The sequence below is a fragment of the Rhizobium sp. NRK18 genome (assembly GCF_024385575.1).
Taxonomy (GTDB): domain Bacteria; phylum Pseudomonadota; class Alphaproteobacteria; order Rhizobiales; family Rhizobiaceae; genus JANFMV01.
The window spans coordinates 64,526-84,169 of the sequence record NZ_JANFMV010000001.1 but is presented as its reverse complement, the minus strand read 5'-3'; the positions used below and the strand labels follow the sequence as shown (position 1 = coordinate 84,169).

The window sequence follows — 19,644 nt, the reverse complement described above, 5'->3', positions numbered from 1 at the left end:
GGACGCTGCGTCTGGACATGGAATCGGCCAGGGACCAAATTTGGGGCGCTGGCGCCTGATTCGCCCCATTTTTCCCATGCCTCGATAGCTGGGCAATGCCCGTGGGGGAACCATCCGTCGGCATGCACAGGCCGAAATCCTTAAGGCAGGACGCCTTATGCCGGATCGCTGTATCCGACGCGGACAATGACTGTCCGGGATTCCGAACCTGTCTTCGAGCCGGCATTGCCGGTTCTGCCGGACGGTTGTTCCTTGCCAGGCGACCGTCCGGTTTCTGTCCTAGACAGCATTCCTTTCGCAAAGCTGGAATCGTGAATGGCGACGTCATCGATTTCCGCAGGCGACCTTCAACCGGACGACCGCAGCTGACTGGATTCTCCCGACGTACGTCATCGAAATCCGCTTGCGCCCGCTTTTTTTTATGGGCGGCAGAACTATTTGTGCTAGTTCAATGCCGCAAAGAGCAGATCAGCTCGATTGGACATCTTCACCCGGGCGCATCTTCGCCAGTCGTGCCCGAAGATCAAACAACCACTTGTCCCAACAGCATCTCACGCCTGAGAGGAGGGTATTCATGACTTTCACACCGCACGGCAAGCACCTTATCGCCGGAGAATGGGTCGCAAGCGACACGACATTCGATTCCTCGCCCGCCCATGGTCCGAGCCACACCTTCTCGGCCGGGACCCCCGCCCAGGTCGACCAGGCCGCAAAGGCCGCGGAAGAAGCGTTCTGGACCTTCGGCTATTCCAGCCGCGCCGAACGCGCCGCCTTCCTCAACAAGTTCGCAGACGAGATCGAAGCACGCGCCGAAGCGATCACCGAGATCGGCAGCCAGGAAACCGGGCTTCCCGAAGCCCGTCTCCAGGGCGAACGCGGCCGCACCACCGGCCAGCTCCGCCTGTTCGCGAGCCACATCGAGAAGGGCGACTATCTTGACCGCCGCCTCGACGAGGCTCTCCCGGATCGCCAGCCGCTTCCCCGCCCGGAACTGCGGATGATGCAGCGCCCGATCGGCCCGGTTGCCGTCTTCGGCGCGTCCAACTTCCCGCTCGCCTTCTCCGTCGCCGGCGGTGACACGGCAGCGGCACTCGCCGCCGGTTGCCCGGTCGTGGTCAAAGGCCATTCCGCCCATCCCGGCACCGGCGAAATCGTCGCCGAAGCTGGTCTGGCCGCCGTCAAGGCGAGCGGCATCCATCCTGGTGTCTTCTCGATGATCCAGGGCGGCAGCCGCGAAGTCGGCCAGTCGCTGGTCCAGCATACCCTGATCAAGGCCGTCGGCTTCACCGGCAGCCTCGGTGGCGGTCGCGCCCTCTTCGATCTCTGCGCATCGCGTCCCGAGCCGATCCCGTTCTTCGGCGAACTCGGTTCGGTCAACCCGATGTTCATCCTGCCGGAAGCGCTTTCCGCCCGCGGCGGCGCCATCGCCAAGGGCTGGGTCGGATCGCTCACCATGGGCGCCGGCCAGTTCTGCACCAATCCCGGCATCGCCGTGCTGGTGAAGGGACCGCAGGCGGAGGCCTTCATCGCGGACGCCAAGGAAGGTCTTGCTGCTGTCGCGCCGCAGACCATGCTGACCGACGGCATCGCCGAAGCCTACCGCAACGGCGCCCGCCGCATCGAGGGCAACACGGCTGTCCAGTCGCTGCTGACCTCCAAGTGCAACAACCGCGACGCCGCGCCGTACCTGTTCCAGACGGATGCAAAGTCCTGGCTGGAAAACCATGAACTCGGCGAGGAAGTGTTCGGCCCGCTGGGCCTCATCGTGCTCGCCGACTCCACGGAAGACATGCTGGTGATTGCTCGCAAGCTCGAAGGTCAGCTGACCACGACCCTGCATCTCGATGCCGGCGACAGTGCATTTGCCCGCAAGCTGCTGCCGATCCTGGAGCGCAAGGCCGGCCGTGTTCTGGCCAACGGCTTCCCGACCGGCGTCGAAGTCTGCGACTCCATGGTCCATGGTGGTCCGTACCCGGCATCGACGAACTTTGGTGCCACCTCGGTCGGTACCCTGTCGATCCGCCGCTTCCTGCGCCCGGTCTGCTACCAGAACATCCCGGCCGACATCCTGCCGGCCGACTTCAGCTGATCGCTTCCGTTTCGTAAGCCAAGACAAACAAAAGCCCTCCCGCGTAATTCGTGGGAGGGCTTTTTCGTTGGGGCTGAACCTGTGACGTCAGGCGGCGGACTTGTTCTGCCGGTTGGCGATCAGGTCGTCGACGACGCCCGGATCCGCGAGCGTCGACGTATCGCCGAGCGCACCGAAATCGTCTTCGGCAATCTTGCGCAGGATGCGGCGCATGATCTTGCCCGAACGGGTCTTCGGCAGCCCGGGCGCGAACTGGATCTTGTCAGGAGAGGCAATCGGGCCGATCTCGCTTCTGACATGCTTGATCAGGTCCGCCTTGAGCGCATCCGAAGGATCTTCCCCGGACATCAGCGTGACGTAGCAGTAAATGCCCTGTCCCTTGACTGGATGCGGATAGCCGACGACGGCGGCCTCCGATACCTTGTGGTGCGAGACGAGCGCCGACTCGACTTCCGCAGTCCCCAGCCGGTGGCCGGAAACATTCAGAACATCGTCGACGCGGCCGGTGATCCAGTAGTAGCCATCCTCGTCACGGCGGCATCCGTCGCCCGTGAAATACTTGCCCTTGTAGGTCGAGAAGTAGGTCTGGATGTAGCGATGATGATCGCCGTAGACCGAACGGGCCTGGCCCGGCCAGCTGTCGGCGATGCAGAGATTGCCGTCGGTGGCGCCTTCCAGGATATTGCCTTCATTGTCGACCAGTTCCGGCTTGATCCCGAAGAAGGGACGGGTTGCAGACCCCGGCTTGGTGTCTGTCGCACCGGGTAGCGGCGTGATCATGATGCCGCCGGTCTCCGTCTGCCACCAGGTATCGACGATCGGGCAGCGTTCGTCGCCGACGACGCGGTGATACCACTCCCAGGCCTCCGGATTGATCGGTTCGCCGACGGAGCCGAGCAGGCGCAGCGTCGAGCGGTCGGATCTTTTGACGTATTCGTCGCCGGCCCCCATCAGCGAGCGGATCGCGGTCGGTGCGGTGTAGAAGATGTTGACCTTGTGCTTGTCGACGATTTCCCAGAAACGGCCCGCATCCGGGAACGTCGGCACGCCCTCGAACATCAGCGTCGTCGCGCAGTTCGAAAGCGGTCCGTAGACGATGTAGGAATGTCCCGTGACCCAGCCCACGTCCGCCGTGCACCAGTAGATGTCCCCGTCGTGATAGTCGAAGACATATTCATGCGTCATCGAGGCGTAGACGAGGTAGCCGCCGGTCGTATGTAGCACGCCCTTCGGCTTGCCGGTCGAACCCGAGGTGTAAAGGATGAAGAGTGGGTCTTCCGCCTTCATCTTTGCCGGCGGGCAATCCGCCTTCACGGTGTGAATTTCCTCGTGATACCAGATGTCGCGGCCCGGCGCCCAGCCGACCTTGCCGCCCGTGCGGCGAACCACAAGAACCTTGTTGACGATGACATACTGCTTGGCGGCGATATCGATGGCGGTATCGGTGTTTTCCTTCAGCGCAATCGGCTTGCGGCCGCGCAGGCCCTCGTCGCAGGTGATGACGAAGGTCGATTCGCAGTCGACCAGTCGACCGGCAAGCGCTTCGGGAGAAAAGCCCGCGAAGACCACAGAGTGAATGGCGCCGATACGGGCGCAGGCGAGCATCGCATAGGCCGCTTCCGGGATCATCGGCATGTAGATCGTGACGCGATCGCCCTTCTTCACGCCATGCTTCTTCAACACGTTCGCCATGCGGCAGACGTGCTCGTAGAGCTCGTTGTAGGTGATCTTCTTGTCGATATACGGGTTGTCGCCTTCCCAGATGATGGCCGTGCGGTCGCCATGCGTCTTCAGATGACGGTCGATGCAGTTGTAGGAAACATTGGTAATACCGTCCTCGAACCACTTGATCGGCACCTTGCCCTTGAACGACGTGTTCTTCACTTTCGTGTAGGGCTTGAACCAGTCGATCCGCCGCCCGTGCTTGTCCCAGAACTTCTCTGGCTCCTCGATGCTTTCCTGATACCATTTCTGATAGCGATCGTTATCGATCAGCGCGCGGTCCTTGACCGCTTTGGAAACCGGATAGGTTTTCACCGACATATACTCCTCCCGTGTGCATGACGGGACGTCCTCCCGTCCCACTTGTTCTGGCAAGATAAGAACTGAAATAAACAAGGCAATCAAGCGTCAGCAATTCGCATTCGAAAGAATTGCATTTATGACACATTGCGGTTATAGAAGGCGCGAAAATCCCGGAAATTGTGGTTTGACCCACGGCCCGCGCCCCCGGAGCGGACGGACAGAAGGACTTTATCTATGGCTCAACAACTGCTGATGCCGAAGGCGACCGCCGTCTGGCTCGTTGACAACACATCCCTGTCATTCGAGCAGATTGCCCAGTTCTGCAAACTGCATCCTCTGGAAGTCAAAGCCATCGCTGACGGTGAGTCCGCTCAGGGCATCAAGGGCCTCGATCCGATCTCGACCGGCCAGCTTTCCCGCGACGAAATAGCGCGGGCGGAAAAGGACACGGCCTACAAGCTGAAGCTCGCCGAGCCGAAGGTTCGGGTTCCGGAATCGAAGCGTCGTGGCCCGCGTTACACGCCGGTCTCCAAGCGCCAGGATCGCCCGAACGCCATCCTCTGGCTGGTTCGCAACCATCCGGAACTCAAGGATGCGCAGATTTCACGCCTTGTCGGCACAACGAAGTCCACGATCGAACAGATCCGCGACCGGTCGCACTGGAACTCCGCCAACCTGACGCCGATGGATCCGGTTACGCTCGGCCTCTGCAGCCAGATCGACCTCGACATGGAAGTCGAGAAGGCATCGAAAGGCCGTCCGCTGCCGACCGCTGCCGAAATGGGCGCAACGCTCGAATCTGCCCGCGAAACCGAAAACTACACCTCGAACTACGCCGAGGAAGAGGAAAAGGAAATCGACGCGGATGCCGTTTTCGCGAAGCTCAAGTCGCTGAAGTCCGACACGGTCGAGGAAGACGACGAAGACGACTTCCGCTGATTTCCTCGCGGATCATCATTCAGACGACAAAAGGCCCCTCGCGGGGCCTTTTTTCATTCATGCGGCATGTTGCGCCGAGTGAGACCGGATCGCTTCGGTAATTTCATCAAGTACCGCCGGATCCTCGATCGTTGCCGGCATCGTCCAAGGCATGCCATCGGCGATCTTCTGCATGGTGCCTCGCAGAATCTTTCCGGAGCGCGTCTTCGGCAGCCGCTTGACCTGGATCGCCATCTTGAAGGCGGCAACCGGGCCGATCTCCTCGCGGATAAGCGCGACGATCTCACGCTCCAGCTCCTTGGCACCGCGATCGGCACCGTTGTTGAGCACCAGGAAGCCGCAGGGCACCTGACCCTTGATCGGATCGGCAATGCCGATCACCGCGCATTCGGCGACATCCGGATGCATGGCGCAGACTTCTTCCATGGCCCCGGTCGACAGACGGTGCCCGGCGACATTCACGATGTCATCGGTGCGCGCCATGATGAAGATGTATCCGTCCTCGTCGAGGTAACCCGCATCCGCGGTCTTGTAGTAGCCCGGGAATTCATCAAGGCAGGAGGTGTGGAAGCGCTCGTCGGCGTTCCAGAATGTCGGCAGGCAACCCGGCGGCAGCGGTAGCTTGACGACGACATTGCCGAGCGTGCCGTTCGGCACCGGGTGACCGGCATCATCGAGCACCTGCAGATCGTAGCCGGGCATGGCGACCGCCGGTGATCCGTGCTTGACCGGCAGCAGGGCGAGCCCGATCGGGTTGCCGGCGATCGGCCAGCCGGTCTCCGTCTGCCACCAATGGTCGATGACGGGCACCTTCAGCTTCTCTTCCGCCCATTTGAGCGTATCCGGATCGGCGCGCTCACCGGCGAGAAACAGCGCCCTCAGGCCCGGCATGGGATTTTCGGCGATGAAATCACCGTTGGGGTCTTCCTTTCGGATCGCCCGGAAGGCCGTCGGAGCGGTGAACAGCACCCTGACATTGTGCTTGTTGATCACCCGCCAGAAGACGCCGGCATCCGGCGTCCCGATCGGCTTGCCCTCGAACAGGATCGTCGCATTGCCGTTCAGCAGCGGCGCATAGACGATGTAGGAATGGCCGACGACCCAGCCGATATCCGAGGCGGCCCAGTAGGTCTCACCCGGTGAAACACCATAGATATTTCGCATCGACCAAATGAGCGCCACCATGTGCCCACCATTGTCGCGCACGACACCTTTCGGCTGTCCGGTCGTTCCCGAGGTATAGAGGACGTAAAGCGGATCCGTCGCATCGACTGGTTCGCAATCGACCCGGGCGCCCTTCTCCTGCGCGGCCCCGATGAGGGCTCGCAGATCGTGGTCCCGGCCGTCCTGGAGATCAGCCCTCAGCTCCGGACGCTGGACAATCAGGCAATGGTCGGGCTTGACCTTTGAAATCTCGATGGCGTGATCGAGCAGCGGCTTGTAAGGCACCGTCCGGTTCGGCTCCAGACCGCAGCTCGCCGAAATGACGATCCGCGCACCACTGTCCTCGATGCGCTTGGCAAGCTCATGGGCTGCGAACCCGCCGAACACGACGGAGTGCACGGCGCCGATCCTGGCACAGGCCAGCATGGCGAAGACGGCTTCCGGGATCATCGGCATGTAGATGATCACCCGGTCACCCTTGCCAACGCCGAAATCCTTCAGAACGCTGGCGCAGGCGTTTACCGATTCGAACAGCTGTTGATAGGTGTAGATGCGATCCCGCCCGGTGATGGCGCTCTCATAGATCAGTGCCGCCTGCTCGCCATTGCCGGCAATCACATGCCGGTCGATGCAATTGTAGCAGGTATTGGTGATGCCGCCGGGAAACCAGCGGCCATAGGTGCCCATCGCCGGATCGAATATCGTCTGCGGAAAGACCGACCAATCGATGGATTCTGCGGCATTTTTCCAGAAGCCGAAGGGATCGGCCTGCCATCCGGCATAGGCCGCCTTGTAGTTGTCTGCCATGCTCTCCTCCCATTACACATGCATCCGCATGTGCTCCTCGTGGGAAAAGATAGGAAAATCCGAATCAATTCGGAAGCGCTAAAACGCAGGAATGCGGGTGCACCCGCGATAAAAATTGAAAGGTTTGACGAAAGTCAGTTTCAACGCTCGCCGAAGATCGCCGACCCCACCCGAACGCTCGTCGCGCCGAACTCGACGGCGGTCTGATAGTCCCCGGACATGCCCATGGAGAGCTTTGCAAGGCCCGCTTCGGCCGCCAGCTTCTGCAGCAGGGCAAAGTGCGGACCGGGATTTTCGCCGGCCGGCGGAATGCACATCAAGCCCTCGATGGTGAGCTTCAACTCGTTGCGGCAGAAGTCGACGAAGGCGACCGCGTCATCCGGCGCAATCCCTGCCTTCTGCGGCTCGAGCCCCGTATTGACCTGGACATAGAGGCGAAGCGTCCGGCCCTGACGCTCGATTTCGGACGCCAATGCCCTGGCGATCTTTTCCCGGTCCACCGTCTCGATCACATCGAACAGCGCCACAGCGTCCGCCGCCTTGTTGGACTGAAGCGGCCCGATCAGGTGCAATTCGATGTCATCGGTCTCCTGCTTCAGGTCCGGCCACTTCGCCTGTGCTTCCTGGACCCGGTTTTCGCCAAAAACCCGCTGGCCGGCGGCAATCGCCAGCCGGATTGTGTCGGCATCGAAGGTCTTCGACACCGCGACAAGTGTCACACTGCCGTCCGCCCGTCCCGCACGCTTTGCGGTTGCGGCGATCGTGTTGAGAACTTCAGCGAGACGATCTGCGAGAACCATTGTCTTTCCGTCCTTTCGGCACCATTTATCGCCAAGTATCCTCCCCAACCTCCATTGCCAAGCCGACACGGGCAAATTTCGCCAGCCGACCGAGCTTTTGCCTCGGCCCCGTGGCCGCCGAACTTGACGCTCCAGCGGTTTCGTGGTGAAGGTCAGCCCCAATTCTCCCTGATTTCCGGAATTCTGAAAGACCATGGCCAACGAACGATATAATCCGCGTGACGCCGAGCCACGCTGGCAGAAAAAATGGACCGAAGACAAGGTCTTCGAGACCGACAACGGCGATCCGCGCGAAAAGTATTACGTGCTGGAGATGTTCCCCTATCCGTCCGGACGCATCCACATGGGTCACGTCCGCAACTATGCGATGGGCGATGTTGTTGCGCGCTACAAGCGCGCCCGCGGCTATAACGTTCTGCATCCGATGGGCTGGGACGCCTTCGGCATGCCGGCCGAAAATGCCGCCATGAAGAACAAGGTTCATCCCAAGGAATGGACCTACGAAAACATCGCCACGATGCGCGGCCAGCTGAAATCCATGGGCCTGTCCCTCGACTGGTCGCGGGAATTCGCAACCTGCGACGTGGAATACTATCACCGCCAACAGCATCTGTTCTTGGATTTCCTTGAGCATGGCCTGGTCTATCGCCGGCAGTCGAAGGTCAACTGGGATCCGGAAGACCAGACGGTTCTCGCCAACGAGCAGGTGATCGACGGCCGCGGCTGGCGCTCGGGCGCCCTCGTCGAGCAGCGCGAACTGACGCAATGGTTCTTCAAGATCACCGACTTTTCGCAGGATCTGCTCGATGCACTGGACGGCCTCGACCAGTGGCCGGAAAAAGTGCGCCTGATGCAGAAGAACTGGATCGGGCGCTCCGAAGGCATGACCGTGCGCTGGGAAATCGTCGGCGATACGGCACCTGCCGGCATGAGCGAAGTGACGGTCTACACGACCCGGCCGGACACCCTGTTCGGCGCATCCTTCCTGGCCATCGCCGCCGATCATCCGCTCGCCAAGGCCGCGGCTGAAACGAACGCCGAGATCGCCGCATTCTGCGAGGAATGCCGCCGGGCAGGGACGTCGCTGGCAGCACTGGAAACAGCCGAGAAGAAGGGCATCGAAACCGGAATTCGTGTGAAGCATCCGCTCGACCCGAACTGGGAACTGCCGGTCTACGTCGCGAACTTCGTTTTGATGGAATACGGCACCGGCGCCATCTTCGGCTGCCCCTCCGGCGACCAGCGCGACCTGGATTTCGCCCGCAAATACGGCTTGCCGGTCGTACCCGTCGTCATGCCGGCAGATGGCGATGCGGCGAGCTTCGAGGTGGGCGACACGGCCTATGTCGACGACGGCGTGATGATCAATTCCCGTTTCCTCGACGGCATGACGACGTCGGAGGCTTTCCAGGCCGTTGCCGAAAAGCTCTCCAGCCAATCGCTCGGCAACCAGCCACAGGGCGAGCGCAAGGTGAATTTCCGTCTTCGCGACTGGGGTATTTCCCGCCAGCGCTACTGGGGTTGCCCGATCCCGGTCATCCATTGCGACGACTGCGGTGTTGTGCCGGTGCCGAAGAAGGACCTGCCGGTCAAGCTGCCGGACGATGTCAGCTTCGACCTTCCCGGCAATCCGCTGGACCGTCACCCGACCTGGCGCCACGTGGCCTGCCCGGTTTGCGGCAAGGATGCCCGCCGGGAAACCGACACGATGGATACCTTCGTCGATTCGAGCTGGTATTACACGCGCTTCACTGCACCATGGGAAGACGCACCGACCGATCCGGCCGTTGCGGACCGCTGGCTGCCCGTCGACCAGTATATCGGCGGCATCGAGCACGCGATCCTGCATTTGCTCTATTCGCGCTTCTTCACGCGCGCCATGAAGGTGGCAGGGCATGTCAACCTCGACGAGCCCTTCAAGGGCCTGTTCACGCAGGGCATGGTCGTGCACGAAACCTACAGCCGCGGCGAGGGCGCTGCCCGCGAGTGGCTGGCACCCGCCGATATTCGCATTGAAGAGAGCGAAGGCACCCGCCGCGCCGTCCTGATGTCTTCCGGTGAGGAGATCAAGATCGGCTCGATCGAGAAGATGTCGAAATCGAAGAAGAACGTGGTGGATCCGGACGACATCATCGCCTCCTATGGCGCCGATACGGCCCGCTTCTTCGTGCTGTCGGACTCACCGCCCGATCGCGACGTGATCTGGTCCGAGGCTGGCGTCGAAGGTGCCCACCGCTTCGTCCAGCGCGTCTGGCGCATCATTTCGGAAGCGTCTGAGTTCCTGCAGTCGGTGACGGCGAATCCGGCTAAGGATGGTGCTTTCCTTCCGGTTTCGCAGGCAGCGCACAAGACGCTGAAGGCCGTGCAGGGCGATTATGACAAGCTTGCCTTCAACAAGGCCGTGGCGCGCATCTACGAACTGGTCAACAGCATGGCCGGGCCTTTTGCCGCGCTGGCGAAAGGCGAGGGGAGCGACGAGGACAAGGCTGCTGCACGTGACGCCGCCGAACTCCTGATCCACATGATTGCGCCGATGACGCCGCATCTCGCCGAGGAATGCTGGTCGGTTCTCGGCAACGAAACGCTGATGTGCGAGACCGGTTGGCCAAGCTATGACGAGGCTCTGGTTGCCGACAACGAGATCGTGCTGCCCATTCAGGTCAATGGCAAGAAGAGAGCGGAATTGACAATCGCGCGCGATGCCGATCAAGATGCCGTCAAGGAAGCCGTTCTGGCCCTCGAGCAGGTCCAGCATCACCTGAACGGCCAGCCGCCGAAGAAGATCATCGTGGTGCCGCAGAGGATCGTCAACATTGTCGTATAAGTCGAAATCCAGCATCCTTCGCCGGCTCGTCGTTGCCGCCACACTTGGTCTGGCCGTCACATCGGCCGGCTGCCAGGTCCAGCCGCTCTATTCCCAGCAGGGAAAGGTCCCTGCGGAACTGGCATCCGTCGGCATATCGCCGGCCGGTGACCGGGTTGGTCTCGAAGTTCGCAACCGATTGATTTTCCTGATGTCCGGTGGCGCAGGCGAGCCTGCGAATCCGGCTTATGAACTGAAGCTTCTGGTGAATACGAAGAGCCAGGGCGTTCTCATCGACAGCTCGTCAGACACGGCCAATGCCGGTCGCGTCATCGTCACGGGTGACTACACCTTGACCCGCCTTTCCGATGGCGAGGTCCTTCGCGCGGCAAGCCGCAAGGCCACCGCCCTTGTCGATTATTCCTCGCAGGAGTTTGCCAAGATACGCGCAGGGCGGGATGCCGAGAATCGTGCCGCCAAGGAACTGGCCGAAATGATCCGTGCGGATCTGCTGGTGACGCTCTCGCAGCAGCCCATGTAGCCGATGACGGAAATCAAGGCATTCGAGTTCGATCGCCTGATCCAGAGAGGCCCGCTTGAATCAAGGGTCTTTCTGATCTTCGGGCCGGACGGCGGTCTGGTCAGCGAAAGAGCCGAAGAAATCGCCCGCAAGACCGGCGTCGCCCTCGACGATCCGTTTTCTCTCGTCCGCCTAGACGTCAGCGATCTGCAGGGCGACAACGGCCGGCTTCTCGACGAGGTCAATTCCATCGGGTTGTTTGGCGGCGAGCGGCTGATCTGGATACGCGGCGGCTCCGGAGAGAAGCAGCTCTCCGCGCCGCTGCAGATCCTCGGTGAAACACCGCCGGAGGCCTGCTTCGTCATCATCGAGCAGGGAGATCTGAAAAAGACGTCTTCCCTGCGCAAGACCGCGGCCGGTAGCCGGCATATTCTGTCCGTTCCCTGCTACAGCGACGACGCCAGAGCCGTCAGCGGGCTCATAGACGAGGTTTTGGGAGCGCATGGCCTCCGCATTGCCCCGAACGCCCGATCGCTTCTGGCGACGCTTCTCGGCGGCGACAGGCGCGCATCGCGTGGCGAGCTCGAAAAGCTCTGCCTCTATTGCCGCCAAGACGGCATGGTCGAGGAACACCACATCCGTGAGATCATCGGCGATGCGAGCGCGATCTCCGCCGACGACGCCGTTGACGCCGTTCTTGCAGGCAATACCGACAGCTTCCTGCAGGCGATGGAAAAGATTGCCTCTTCGAAGACGCCGATGTTCCTCGTCCTGCAAAGCTGCCTCAGAACCTTCCAGCTCATGGACCTCATGCGGGGAGAAATGGAGGGTGAGAATGCGCCGCTCGCCAAGGTCATGCAGAGCCGCGGGCGTCATCTCCACTTTCGGCGCAAGCCGATCATCGAGCGCGCACTCGCGGCCTGGACGTCGGCCGATATCGGTCGGGAAACGAACCGGATCAACGCAGCGATCCTGCAGTCGCGCCAGCGGCCGTCACTCGAAGACAGCATCGCCCGGCAGACACTGCTTTCAACGGCCCTGCAAGCCAAGCGCCGGCTTAGATAAGCGTTAGAAGGTACTAACGCTTTTCCAGCAGCCGGCAGATTTCCTCAAGCTGCTCCAGGCTCTTATACGCAATCCGCACCTGGCCACTCTCCCCCTTGTGGTTGATCGTAACGTCGAGGCCGAGCGTGTCGCTGAGCGTGCGTTCGAGCGCCAGCGTGTCTGAATCCTTCGGCGCCTGAACAGACGACGAGGACACAAGCCCGGGGCCGCGGATATCCTTCTGAGCAAGCTTTTCCGCGTCACGAACGGACATGCCCTTGGCAACGATGGCCTTCGCCAGCGTCTCGGGATCGGATGTCGAGACGAGAGCCCGGGCATGACCGGCGGAAAGACTGCCCGCCGCCACCATGTCACGGACGGGCTCCGGCAGCTTCAGCAGCCGAAGGCTGTTGGCCACGTGGCTGCGGCTCTTGCCGATGATCTCGCCCAAATTGTTCTGCGTGTAACCGTGATCCGCAATCAGCTGCTCGTATCCCAGGGCTTCTTCCAGCGGATTGAGATCAGCGCGCTGGACGTTCTCGACAATCGCGATCTCCAGAGCCGTGCGATCGTCCACATCGCGGATGATGACCGGAATTTCGACGAAGCCGGCCAGCTGCGCCGCCCGCCAGCGGCGTTCGCCGGCGATGATCTCGTAATTGTTCTCGCCGAGCGTTCGAACGACGACCGGCTGCACGATGCCGTGCTGACGGATCGAGGAAGCAAGATCCTGCAGTTCCTCGTCGTCGAAATAACGGCGCGGATTGCGCGGGTTCCTGGCAATGAACTCGATCGGAATCATCCGGTCGGCACTGACCGGTTTGACCGGCTGTGCAGACGTCAGCGGCTGGTCCATTTCCCCGATCAGGGCCGCAAGCCCCCTGCCGAGCCGGCGTTTCGAAACGTCATCATTCATGTCAGTGCTCACTTACATAAAACCGGGCGACCTCAAGCGGCCGCTTTCCTTTGCCTTTCCCTCTGAATGACCTCTGACGCCAGTTGCAGATAGGCCTGGCTGCCGGCGCATTTCAGATCGTAGAGAATGGCAGGCTTGCCATAGGAGGGCGCCTCCGAAACCCGCACATTGCGCGGGATAAGGGTGTGATAGACCTTGTCACCAAGATGCGTCCGAACATCGCTCACCACCTGCTGCGCAAGATTATTGCGCGAATCGAACATGGTAAGCACGATTCCCTGTATATCGAGCTGGGGATTGAGGCTTTGCCGCACTTCATTGACAGTTTCGAGAAGCTGGCTCAGGCCTTCCAGCGCGAAGAATTCGCACTGCAGCGGCACCAGCACCGAATGGGCGGCCGCCATGGCATTGATTGTCAGCAGATTGAACGAGGGTGGGCAGTCGACCAGAATGTAGGAATATTCCAGTGCCTCATCACCCGAAATGGCGCGCCGCAGCCGGAAGGCGCGATCGGAAGCCTGGCCGATCTCCATCTCGATGCCGAGCAGGTCCATGGTCGAAGGAATGATGTAGAGATTCGGTACCACAGTCTTCAGCACCGTCTGGGAGACGCTGTGGGTTCCCATCAGAAGATCGAAGGACGAATGCGCACGATCCTTGCGGCTGATGCCCAAGCCAGTGCTGGCATTCCCCTGGGGATCGAGATCGATGATCAGAACGCGCTCGCCGATGGCGGCTAATGCCGTCGCGAGATTGATGGCCGTCGTCGTCTTGCCAACCCCACCCTTCTGGTTAGCCACTGTAATTACACGATTTTTCTTTGTGCCGATCATGCCGCTGAACCCAATATCTACGCGCTGGTACGCCGTCTAAGGCCGCTGATTTCGAGAACCACCGAATCCGTCTCGATTTTGCTTTGATGTTGTACCAGATCGAAATCCCAGCGACCACGCGCTTTGTCGATTTCCGCGGCGTAATCCCGCCCTTTATGGAAAAAGGCCTTCAGTTTCGCATTCTCTTGAGCCCACGGCTCGGCATAGGCGAGAAGCAGGTCCAGTTCAGCGAGCGCCCGTGCAGAGATCGCATCGCAATGCGGAATTGCGCCTGGCGCATCCTCGATTCGAACGGGATGAACTGACCCTCTGCCACCCGCTTCCCGCAGCGCAGTCCTGAGAAAAGCACATTTTTTCTGATTGCTTTCAACGAGATGCACCCAGCCGGTGCCACGCTCCGCCAACAGTATTGCGCTGATGACCCCGGGAAAGCCGCCACCACTGCCGAGATCGATCCACGTTTCGGCCTCCGGATACAAGGGCTGGATCTGGAGACTATCCGCAATATGCCGGCGCCATAGTTCCGCGATCGTCGACGGCGCCACCAGATTGATGGACTTGGCCCATTTCTGGAACAGCTCGGCAAAGATCGTCAGCCGCTCCCGCGTTTCACGTGAAACTTCCCGGCCGATATCCGGGACAGGATGCACCACCATCACGCAACTCTCTCATTCTCGTCGGCAGAACCCAATTTCCGGACCCAGGCGATCAGCAGCGACACCGCCGCCGGTGTCATTCCATCCACTTTTGCCGCCTGCGCAATATTTACAGGCCGGGCTCTCTGCAGTTTCTGCCGGAGCTCAAGGGAAAGCCCGGGGAGGGCAGAGTAATCGAAATCCTCCGGAATCTGCCGGCTTTCCTCCCGCCTTGCGTCCGCAATATCGGAGGCCTGCCGCTGCAGATAGACCGCATAGGCCGCCTCGATCTCCAACGCTTCTCTCAGCTTGCCCGTGATCGACTGCAGCTCCGGCCAAACCCTGGAAAGGGAATCGATAGACTGCTCGGGATAGGACAACAGCTCATAGGCCGACCGTCTGTGCCCGTCCTGATTGAGCTTCAAACCCTTAGCCGCGCCCTCGGACGGCGTCACCGACAGGGCGTTCAACACATCGCGAGCGGCGTCCATATCATTGATATACTGCGAGAATTTCTCCCGTCTCGCCCGCTCGACGCAGCCGATGTCGATACCCAGCGGCGTCAGGCGAACGTCGGCATTGTCGGCGCGAAGAGACAACCGATATTCTGCGCGTGATGTGAACATGCGATACGGCTCGGTAATTCCCCGGCTGGTCAAGTCATCGATCATTACGCCTATGTAACTATTGGTACGGCTGAAGACGTATGGTTCAGCACCCGAAGCGAGCAGCGCGGCATTCAGGCCCGCCACCAGTCCCTGTGCGCCCGCTTCTTCGTAACCCGTCGTTCCATTGATCTGCCCGGCAAAGAACAGACCGCTGACCTTGCGCAATTCAAGACTGGGCCGGAGCTCCCGCGGATCGACGTGATCATATTCAATCGCATAGCCCGGTTGAAGAATACCAACATTCTCCAGCCCTGGAATGGAGCGGATGAAGGACTCCTGGACATCGATCGGCAAAGATGTCGAAATACCATTCGGATAGACCGTATCGTCATCGAGACCTTCCGGCTCCAGGAATATCTGATGTCCGTCACGATCACCAAATCGAACGATCTTGTCTTCAATTGAGGGACAGTAGCGCGGTCCAACACCCTCAATCTGACCGGAATACATGGCAGAGCGGCCAATATTATCCCGGATGATCTGATGGGTTTTCTCCGTGGTTCGCGTTATGCCACACTCGATCTGCGGATTGACGATGGAGTCGGTCATGAAAGAGAAGGGGACCGGATCGTCGTCGGCCGCCTGGCGGCCGACGGAGTTCCAGTCGATGGTCTTGCCGTCCAGCCGCGCCGGCGTGCCGGTCTTCAGACGGCCAAGCCGCAAACCGAAGCCCTTCAGCGTTTCCGATATGCCAAGGGAAGGGGCTTCACCCATGCGACCCGCCGGCGTCTTCTTATCACCGATGTGAATAAGTCCCCTGAGAAAGGTACCGGTGGTGAGAACGACAGACCGACACTCAAAGGAACGGCCATCGGCGATGACAACACCGCTGATCCCGCCGGCGTCCAGCGTCAGATCGTGCACGTCGCCTTCGATCACATGAAGACCGTCCACTGCCGAAATTGCCGACTGCATCGCCAACCGATAGAGCGTTCTGTCAGCCTGGGTGCGCGGCCCGCGCACTGCCGGCCCTTTCTTCCGATTCAGCATGCGGAACTGAATGCCGGCGGCATCTGCCACGCAGCCCATCAATCCATCCAGTGCGTCAATTTCGCGGACCAGATGCCCCTTGCCGAGGCCACCGATCGCCGGATTGCACGACATAACGCCAACCGTATCACGTCGATGCGTGATCAGCGCGGTCTTGGCACCCATACGGGCGGCCGCGGCAGCCGCCTCACAGCCGGCATGACCTCCACCTATCACGATGACATCGAACCGAGTATCCATCTCATTACCCTATACCGTATTGCTTCGGTTTGCCTCAGAATGCGCAAATGTCAATATGTTTCACGTGAAACATCAGCATCATTTGCCATATAAGGCGTCCCGCAAAACGCGATGTTTCACGTGAGTCACTTGCCCACGCAGAACTCCCGAAATATCACGTCAAGAAGATCTTCCACATCCACACGACCTGTAATCCGTCCCAGGGAGTTCGATGCCTGTCTCAGCAACTCCGCTCGAAGTTCGATATCCAAAGCGGAGGACTGCAACGCAGCATTAATGGAGCGGCTTGCCTCTTCGAGGTAACGACGGTGTCTGGCACGATTGGGGAGAGCGGCATTTAGAACCGGAACCGAATCGATTACTGCTTCAAGCAAGCGCGCCTGCAAATCATCCAGTCCAAACCCTGAACTGGAGGAAATGAGCAGATCATAATTGGCAGCGTCGGCATTCCGGTGAAGATCCGCCTTGGAACCAACCCGCAATACAGGCACATCAACATCAACCAGATCGCCAACATCATCATACGAGCCGTACTCGGACAACAGAAGCACAAGATGGGCCGCTTCCATCTCCATCCGTGCCCGACGTATGCCCTCTGCCTCTACGACATCACTTGATTCACGCAAGCCGGCCGTATCGATAAGATGAACAACATATCCGTTGAGATTGAGATCCACCTTCAGTACATCGCGCGTCGTCCCGGCAACGTCGGTGACAATCGCAACATCTCGCTTCGCTAACGCATTCAAAAGACTAGATTTTCCGGCATTGGGCGGTCCCGCGATCACCACCTTGAAGCCATCACGAATGATTTCTCCTGCCGCGATTCCTTTCGTATGCGAATCGATCTCGTCTACGAGCCTCTGCATGTCCGTCCAGATCTGGTCTGAGACCGCCCCCGGGATATCCTCCTCATCCGAAAAGTCGAGTTCCGCCTCGATCAACGCACGACCGCGGGTCAGGCGATCGGCCCAGCCGGCATAGATGTGAGACAGACCGCCGCGCATCTGCTCCACAGCCAGCCGCCTCTGCATTTCCGTTTCCGCCGATATGAGATCGCCAAGACCCTCGATCTCGGTGAGATCCAGCTTCCCGTTCTCGAAGGCTCTGCGCGAAAATTCACCCGCCTCCGCATGCCGAACGTCATCATGGCCTTCTGAGATGACCTGAAACAAGCCCTCCACGACCGCACGTCCGCCATGAACGTGCACCTCAAGGCAATCTTCCCCTGTAAAGGAAGCTGGGCCGGGAAACCAGAGCACGATCGCCTGGTCCAAAACGTGATCATTGCGGTCCCGAATCGTCCTGAGCGCAGCCCGGCGCGGGGCAGGGAGTTCATCAGCCAGGCGCGCTCCGATTTCCCCGGCACGTGCGCCACTGATCCGTACCACGGCGACCCCAGCAGGCAAGTGACCGCTGGACAGCGCATAGATCGTATCCGTGGAGGATGCCATGTGACTGTCACTTTGTTCAATGGGAGGCCAAGCCGCATCGGCGGCGGAAACATCATGGACGCGTGAGAGGCTTCATCATCCGTCCGATGGTGTCATCGGCAATGCTTATGAACAAAGACCTGCGTCATTGCAAGTCCTTCGCCATCAACGGGCGGGCACGGGCAAATCACCTGCCATCTGAAAAGGGCTGACTATCCAAATGAAGAACCCGTCATCGTGGAAAACGGTGACGGGCTGTGCAATCCAGAATTTCAACGATCAGAAAATCATCAGACTCCGGCTAATTAAAAATCACGTGTTCATCGAGTCGAAGAAATCGCCATTGTTCTTGGTCTGCTTCAGCTTGTCGATGAGGAACTCGATGGCGTCGGTCGTGCCCATCGGGGCGAGAATCCGGCGAAGAACAAAGATTTTCTGGAGATCCTGGCGCGGCACAAGAAGGTCTTCCTTACGCGTACCGGATTTGAGAATATCCATGGCCGGGAAGATGCGCTTGTCGGCAACCTTGCGGTCGAGCACGATTTCGGAGTTGCCGGTACCCTTGAACTCTTCGAAGATGACTTCGTCCATACGGCTGCCAGTATCGATCAGCGCCGTGGCGATGATCGTCAGCGAACCGCCTTCCTCAATATTACGGGCGGCGCCGAAGAAGCGCTTCGGACGCTGGAGCGCGTTGGCATCCACACCACCGGTCAGCACCTTGCCGGAGGACGGGACAACCGTGTTGTACGCGCGTCCGAGACGCGTGATTGAATCAAGCAGGATGACGACGTCTCGGCCATGTTCGACGAGACGCTTGGCCTTCTCGATGACCATTTCAGCGACCTGCACGTGACGCACGGCCGGCTCGTCGAAGGTCGAGGATACCACTTCGCCCCGCACGGAGCGCTGCATGTCTGTCACTTCTTCAGGGCGTTCATCGATCAGGAGAACGATCAGATAGCATTCCGGATGGTTTGCCGTGATCGAGTGGGCGATGTTCTGCAACAGAACCGTCTTACCGGTTCTCGGCGGCGCGACGATCAGGCCACGCTGGCCCTTGCCGAGCGGCGCCACCAGGTCGATCACGCGGGGAGAGAGATCCTTGGTGGTCGGGTTCTCCAGCTCCATCTTGAAGCGCTCGTTCGGATAGAGCGGCGTCAGATTGTCGAAATGGATCTTGTGGCGGATCTTTTCGGGGTTGTCGAAATTGATCGTGTTGACCTTCAAGAGGGCGAAATAGCGCTCGCCTTCCTTCGGACCGCGGATAGGACCCTCGACCGTGTCACCCGTCTTCAGCGAGAAGCGACGGATCTGGGAAGGAGAAATATAGATGTCGTCGGGACCGGGAAGATAGTTGGCATTCGCCGAGCGCAGGAAGCCGAAACCATCCTGCAGCACTTCCACCACGCCTTCGCCGATGATCTCCACGTCCTGGCTGGCCAGCACCTTCAGGATTGCAAACATGAGTTCCTGCTTGCGCATCGTGCTGGCATTTTCGACTTCCAGCGATTCTGCGAAAGCCAGCAGATCCGTCGGTGTCTTGTTCTTGAGTTCTTGAAGCTTCATTTCAGCCATGAAGGGAAACCATATCCAATTTCTGAGGAGATCGGTGCGCTTATTCTTTTTGGAGCTGCTCCAGCATCATTTGCCGGCAGTTCGATCTTGCACGCACCACGGAGAAGAGATGGCCGGAAAATAGCGATTCACGTGAAACCCCGCAAGGAAAAACCTTTCA

14 protein-coding genes are annotated in these 19,644 nt (G+C 60.0%); 5 read left to right on the top strand and 9 right to left on the bottom strand.

Annotation, left to right across the window (positions count from 1 at the left end; all coding sequences use genetic code 11):
* The first annotated feature begins 574 nt into the window (after positions 1 to 574).
* Positions 575 to 2,089 carry an aldehyde dehydrogenase (NADP(+)) gene (locus tag NN662_RS00360; protein WP_261928337.1) on the top strand — a complete coding sequence of 505 codons (1,515 nt, stop codon included), beginning with the start codon at positions 575 to 577 and terminating at the stop codon, positions 2,087 to 2,089.
* Between the two features lie 87 nt (positions 2,090 to 2,176).
* Here NN662_RS00360 and acs read toward each other — a convergent pair whose 3' ends face one another.
* A complete protein-coding gene (acs, locus tag NN662_RS00355; protein ID WP_261928336.1) occupies positions 2,177 to 4,132 on the bottom strand; it encodes an acetate--CoA ligase in 1,956 nt (651 codons plus the stop codon).
* Between the two features lie 216 nt (positions 4,133 to 4,348).
* On the opposite strand from acs, the gene NN662_RS00350 reads away from it, so the two are divergent.
* Positions 4,349 to 5,053 carry a DUF1013 domain-containing protein gene (locus tag NN662_RS00350; RefSeq protein WP_261928335.1) on the top strand — a complete coding sequence of 235 codons (705 nt, stop codon included), beginning with the start codon at positions 4,349 to 4,351 and terminating at the stop codon, positions 5,051 to 5,053.
* Positions 5,054 to 5,110: 57 nt separating this feature from the next.
* On the opposite strand, the gene NN662_RS00345 is transcribed toward NN662_RS00350, so the two are convergent.
* Together NN662_RS00345 and NN662_RS00340 are read right to left on the bottom strand one after the other, a co-directional pair.
* Complete coding sequence (locus tag NN662_RS00345; RefSeq protein ID WP_261928334.1) at positions 5,111 to 7,024, bottom strand: propionyl-CoA synthetase; 1,914 nt, start codon at positions 7,022 to 7,024, stop codon at positions 5,111 to 5,113.
* 140 nt (positions 7,025 to 7,164) lie between these two features.
* On the bottom strand, positions 7,165 to 7,824 hold the full coding sequence (locus NN662_RS00340) for a YggS family pyridoxal phosphate-dependent enzyme (protein ID WP_261928333.1): 660 nt from the start codon (positions 7,822 to 7,824) through the stop codon (positions 7,165 to 7,167).
* A gap of 193 nt (positions 7,825 to 8,017) precedes the next feature.
* On the opposite strand from NN662_RS00340, the gene leuS reads away from it, so the two are divergent.
* Genes leuS through holA form a run of 3 tightly spaced genes read left to right on the top strand, consistent with a single transcriptional unit; the run spans position 8,018 to position 12,212 of the window.
* On the top strand, positions 8,018 to 10,648 hold the full coding sequence (gene leuS / locus NN662_RS00335) for a leucine--tRNA ligase (protein WP_261928332.1): 2,631 nt from the start codon (positions 8,018 to 8,020) through the stop codon (positions 10,646 to 10,648).
* Positions 10,638 to 11,168 carry an LPS assembly lipoprotein LptE gene (lptE, locus tag NN662_RS00330; protein ID WP_261928331.1) on the top strand — a complete coding sequence of 177 codons (531 nt, stop codon included), beginning with the start codon at positions 10,638 to 10,640 and terminating at the stop codon, positions 11,166 to 11,168. Before leuS ends, lptE begins: the two co-directional genes overlap by 11 nt.
* 3 nt (positions 11,169 to 11,171) lie before the next feature.
* Positions 11,172 to 12,212: a DNA polymerase III subunit delta gene (gene holA / locus NN662_RS00325; RefSeq protein ID WP_261928330.1), complete on the top strand. Its 1,041-nt coding sequence runs from the start codon at positions 11,172 to 11,174 to the stop codon at positions 12,210 to 12,212.
* Between the two features lie 13 nt (positions 12,213 to 12,225).
* Here holA and NN662_RS00320 read toward each other — a convergent pair whose 3' ends face one another.
* From NN662_RS00320 to rho, 6 genes are all read right to left on the bottom strand, one after another.
* Complete coding sequence (locus NN662_RS00320; protein WP_261928329.1) at positions 12,226 to 13,107, bottom strand: ParB/RepB/Spo0J family partition protein; 882 nt, start codon at positions 13,105 to 13,107, stop codon at positions 12,226 to 12,228.
* A 32-nt stretch (positions 13,108 to 13,139) separates the two neighbouring features.
* The gene (locus NN662_RS00315) at positions 13,140 to 13,940 is read right to left on the bottom strand and encodes a ParA family protein (protein WP_261928328.1); all 801 of its coding nucleotides are present in this window, start codon (positions 13,938 to 13,940) and stop codon (positions 13,140 to 13,142) included.
* A gap of 17 nt (positions 13,941 to 13,957) precedes the next feature.
* The gene (gene rsmG, locus NN662_RS00310; RefSeq protein ID WP_261931820.1) at positions 13,958 to 14,596 is read right to left on the bottom strand and encodes a 16S rRNA (guanine(527)-N(7))-methyltransferase RsmG; all 639 of its coding nucleotides are present in this window, start codon (positions 14,594 to 14,596) and stop codon (positions 13,958 to 13,960) included.
* The gene (mnmG, locus tag NN662_RS00305; protein WP_261928327.1) at positions 14,596 to 16,473 is read right to left on the bottom strand and encodes a tRNA uridine-5-carboxymethylaminomethyl(34) synthesis enzyme MnmG; all 1,878 of its coding nucleotides are present in this window, start codon (positions 16,471 to 16,473) and stop codon (positions 14,596 to 14,598) included. Before mnmG ends, rsmG begins: the two co-directional genes overlap by 1 nt.
* Positions 16,474 to 16,598: 125 nt before the next feature.
* Complete coding sequence (mnmE, locus tag NN662_RS00300) at positions 16,599 to 17,927, bottom strand: tRNA uridine-5-carboxymethylaminomethyl(34) synthesis GTPase MnmE (RefSeq protein WP_261928326.1); 1,329 nt, start codon at positions 17,925 to 17,927, stop codon at positions 16,599 to 16,601.
* 291 nt (positions 17,928 to 18,218) lie between these two features.
* Positions 18,219 to 19,484 (bottom strand): transcription termination factor Rho, encoded by a 1,266-nt coding sequence (rho, locus tag NN662_RS00295; RefSeq protein ID WP_261928325.1) that lies wholly within the window; start codon positions 19,482 to 19,484, stop codon positions 18,219 to 18,221.
* Positions 19,485 to 19,644 lie beyond the last annotated feature (160 nt).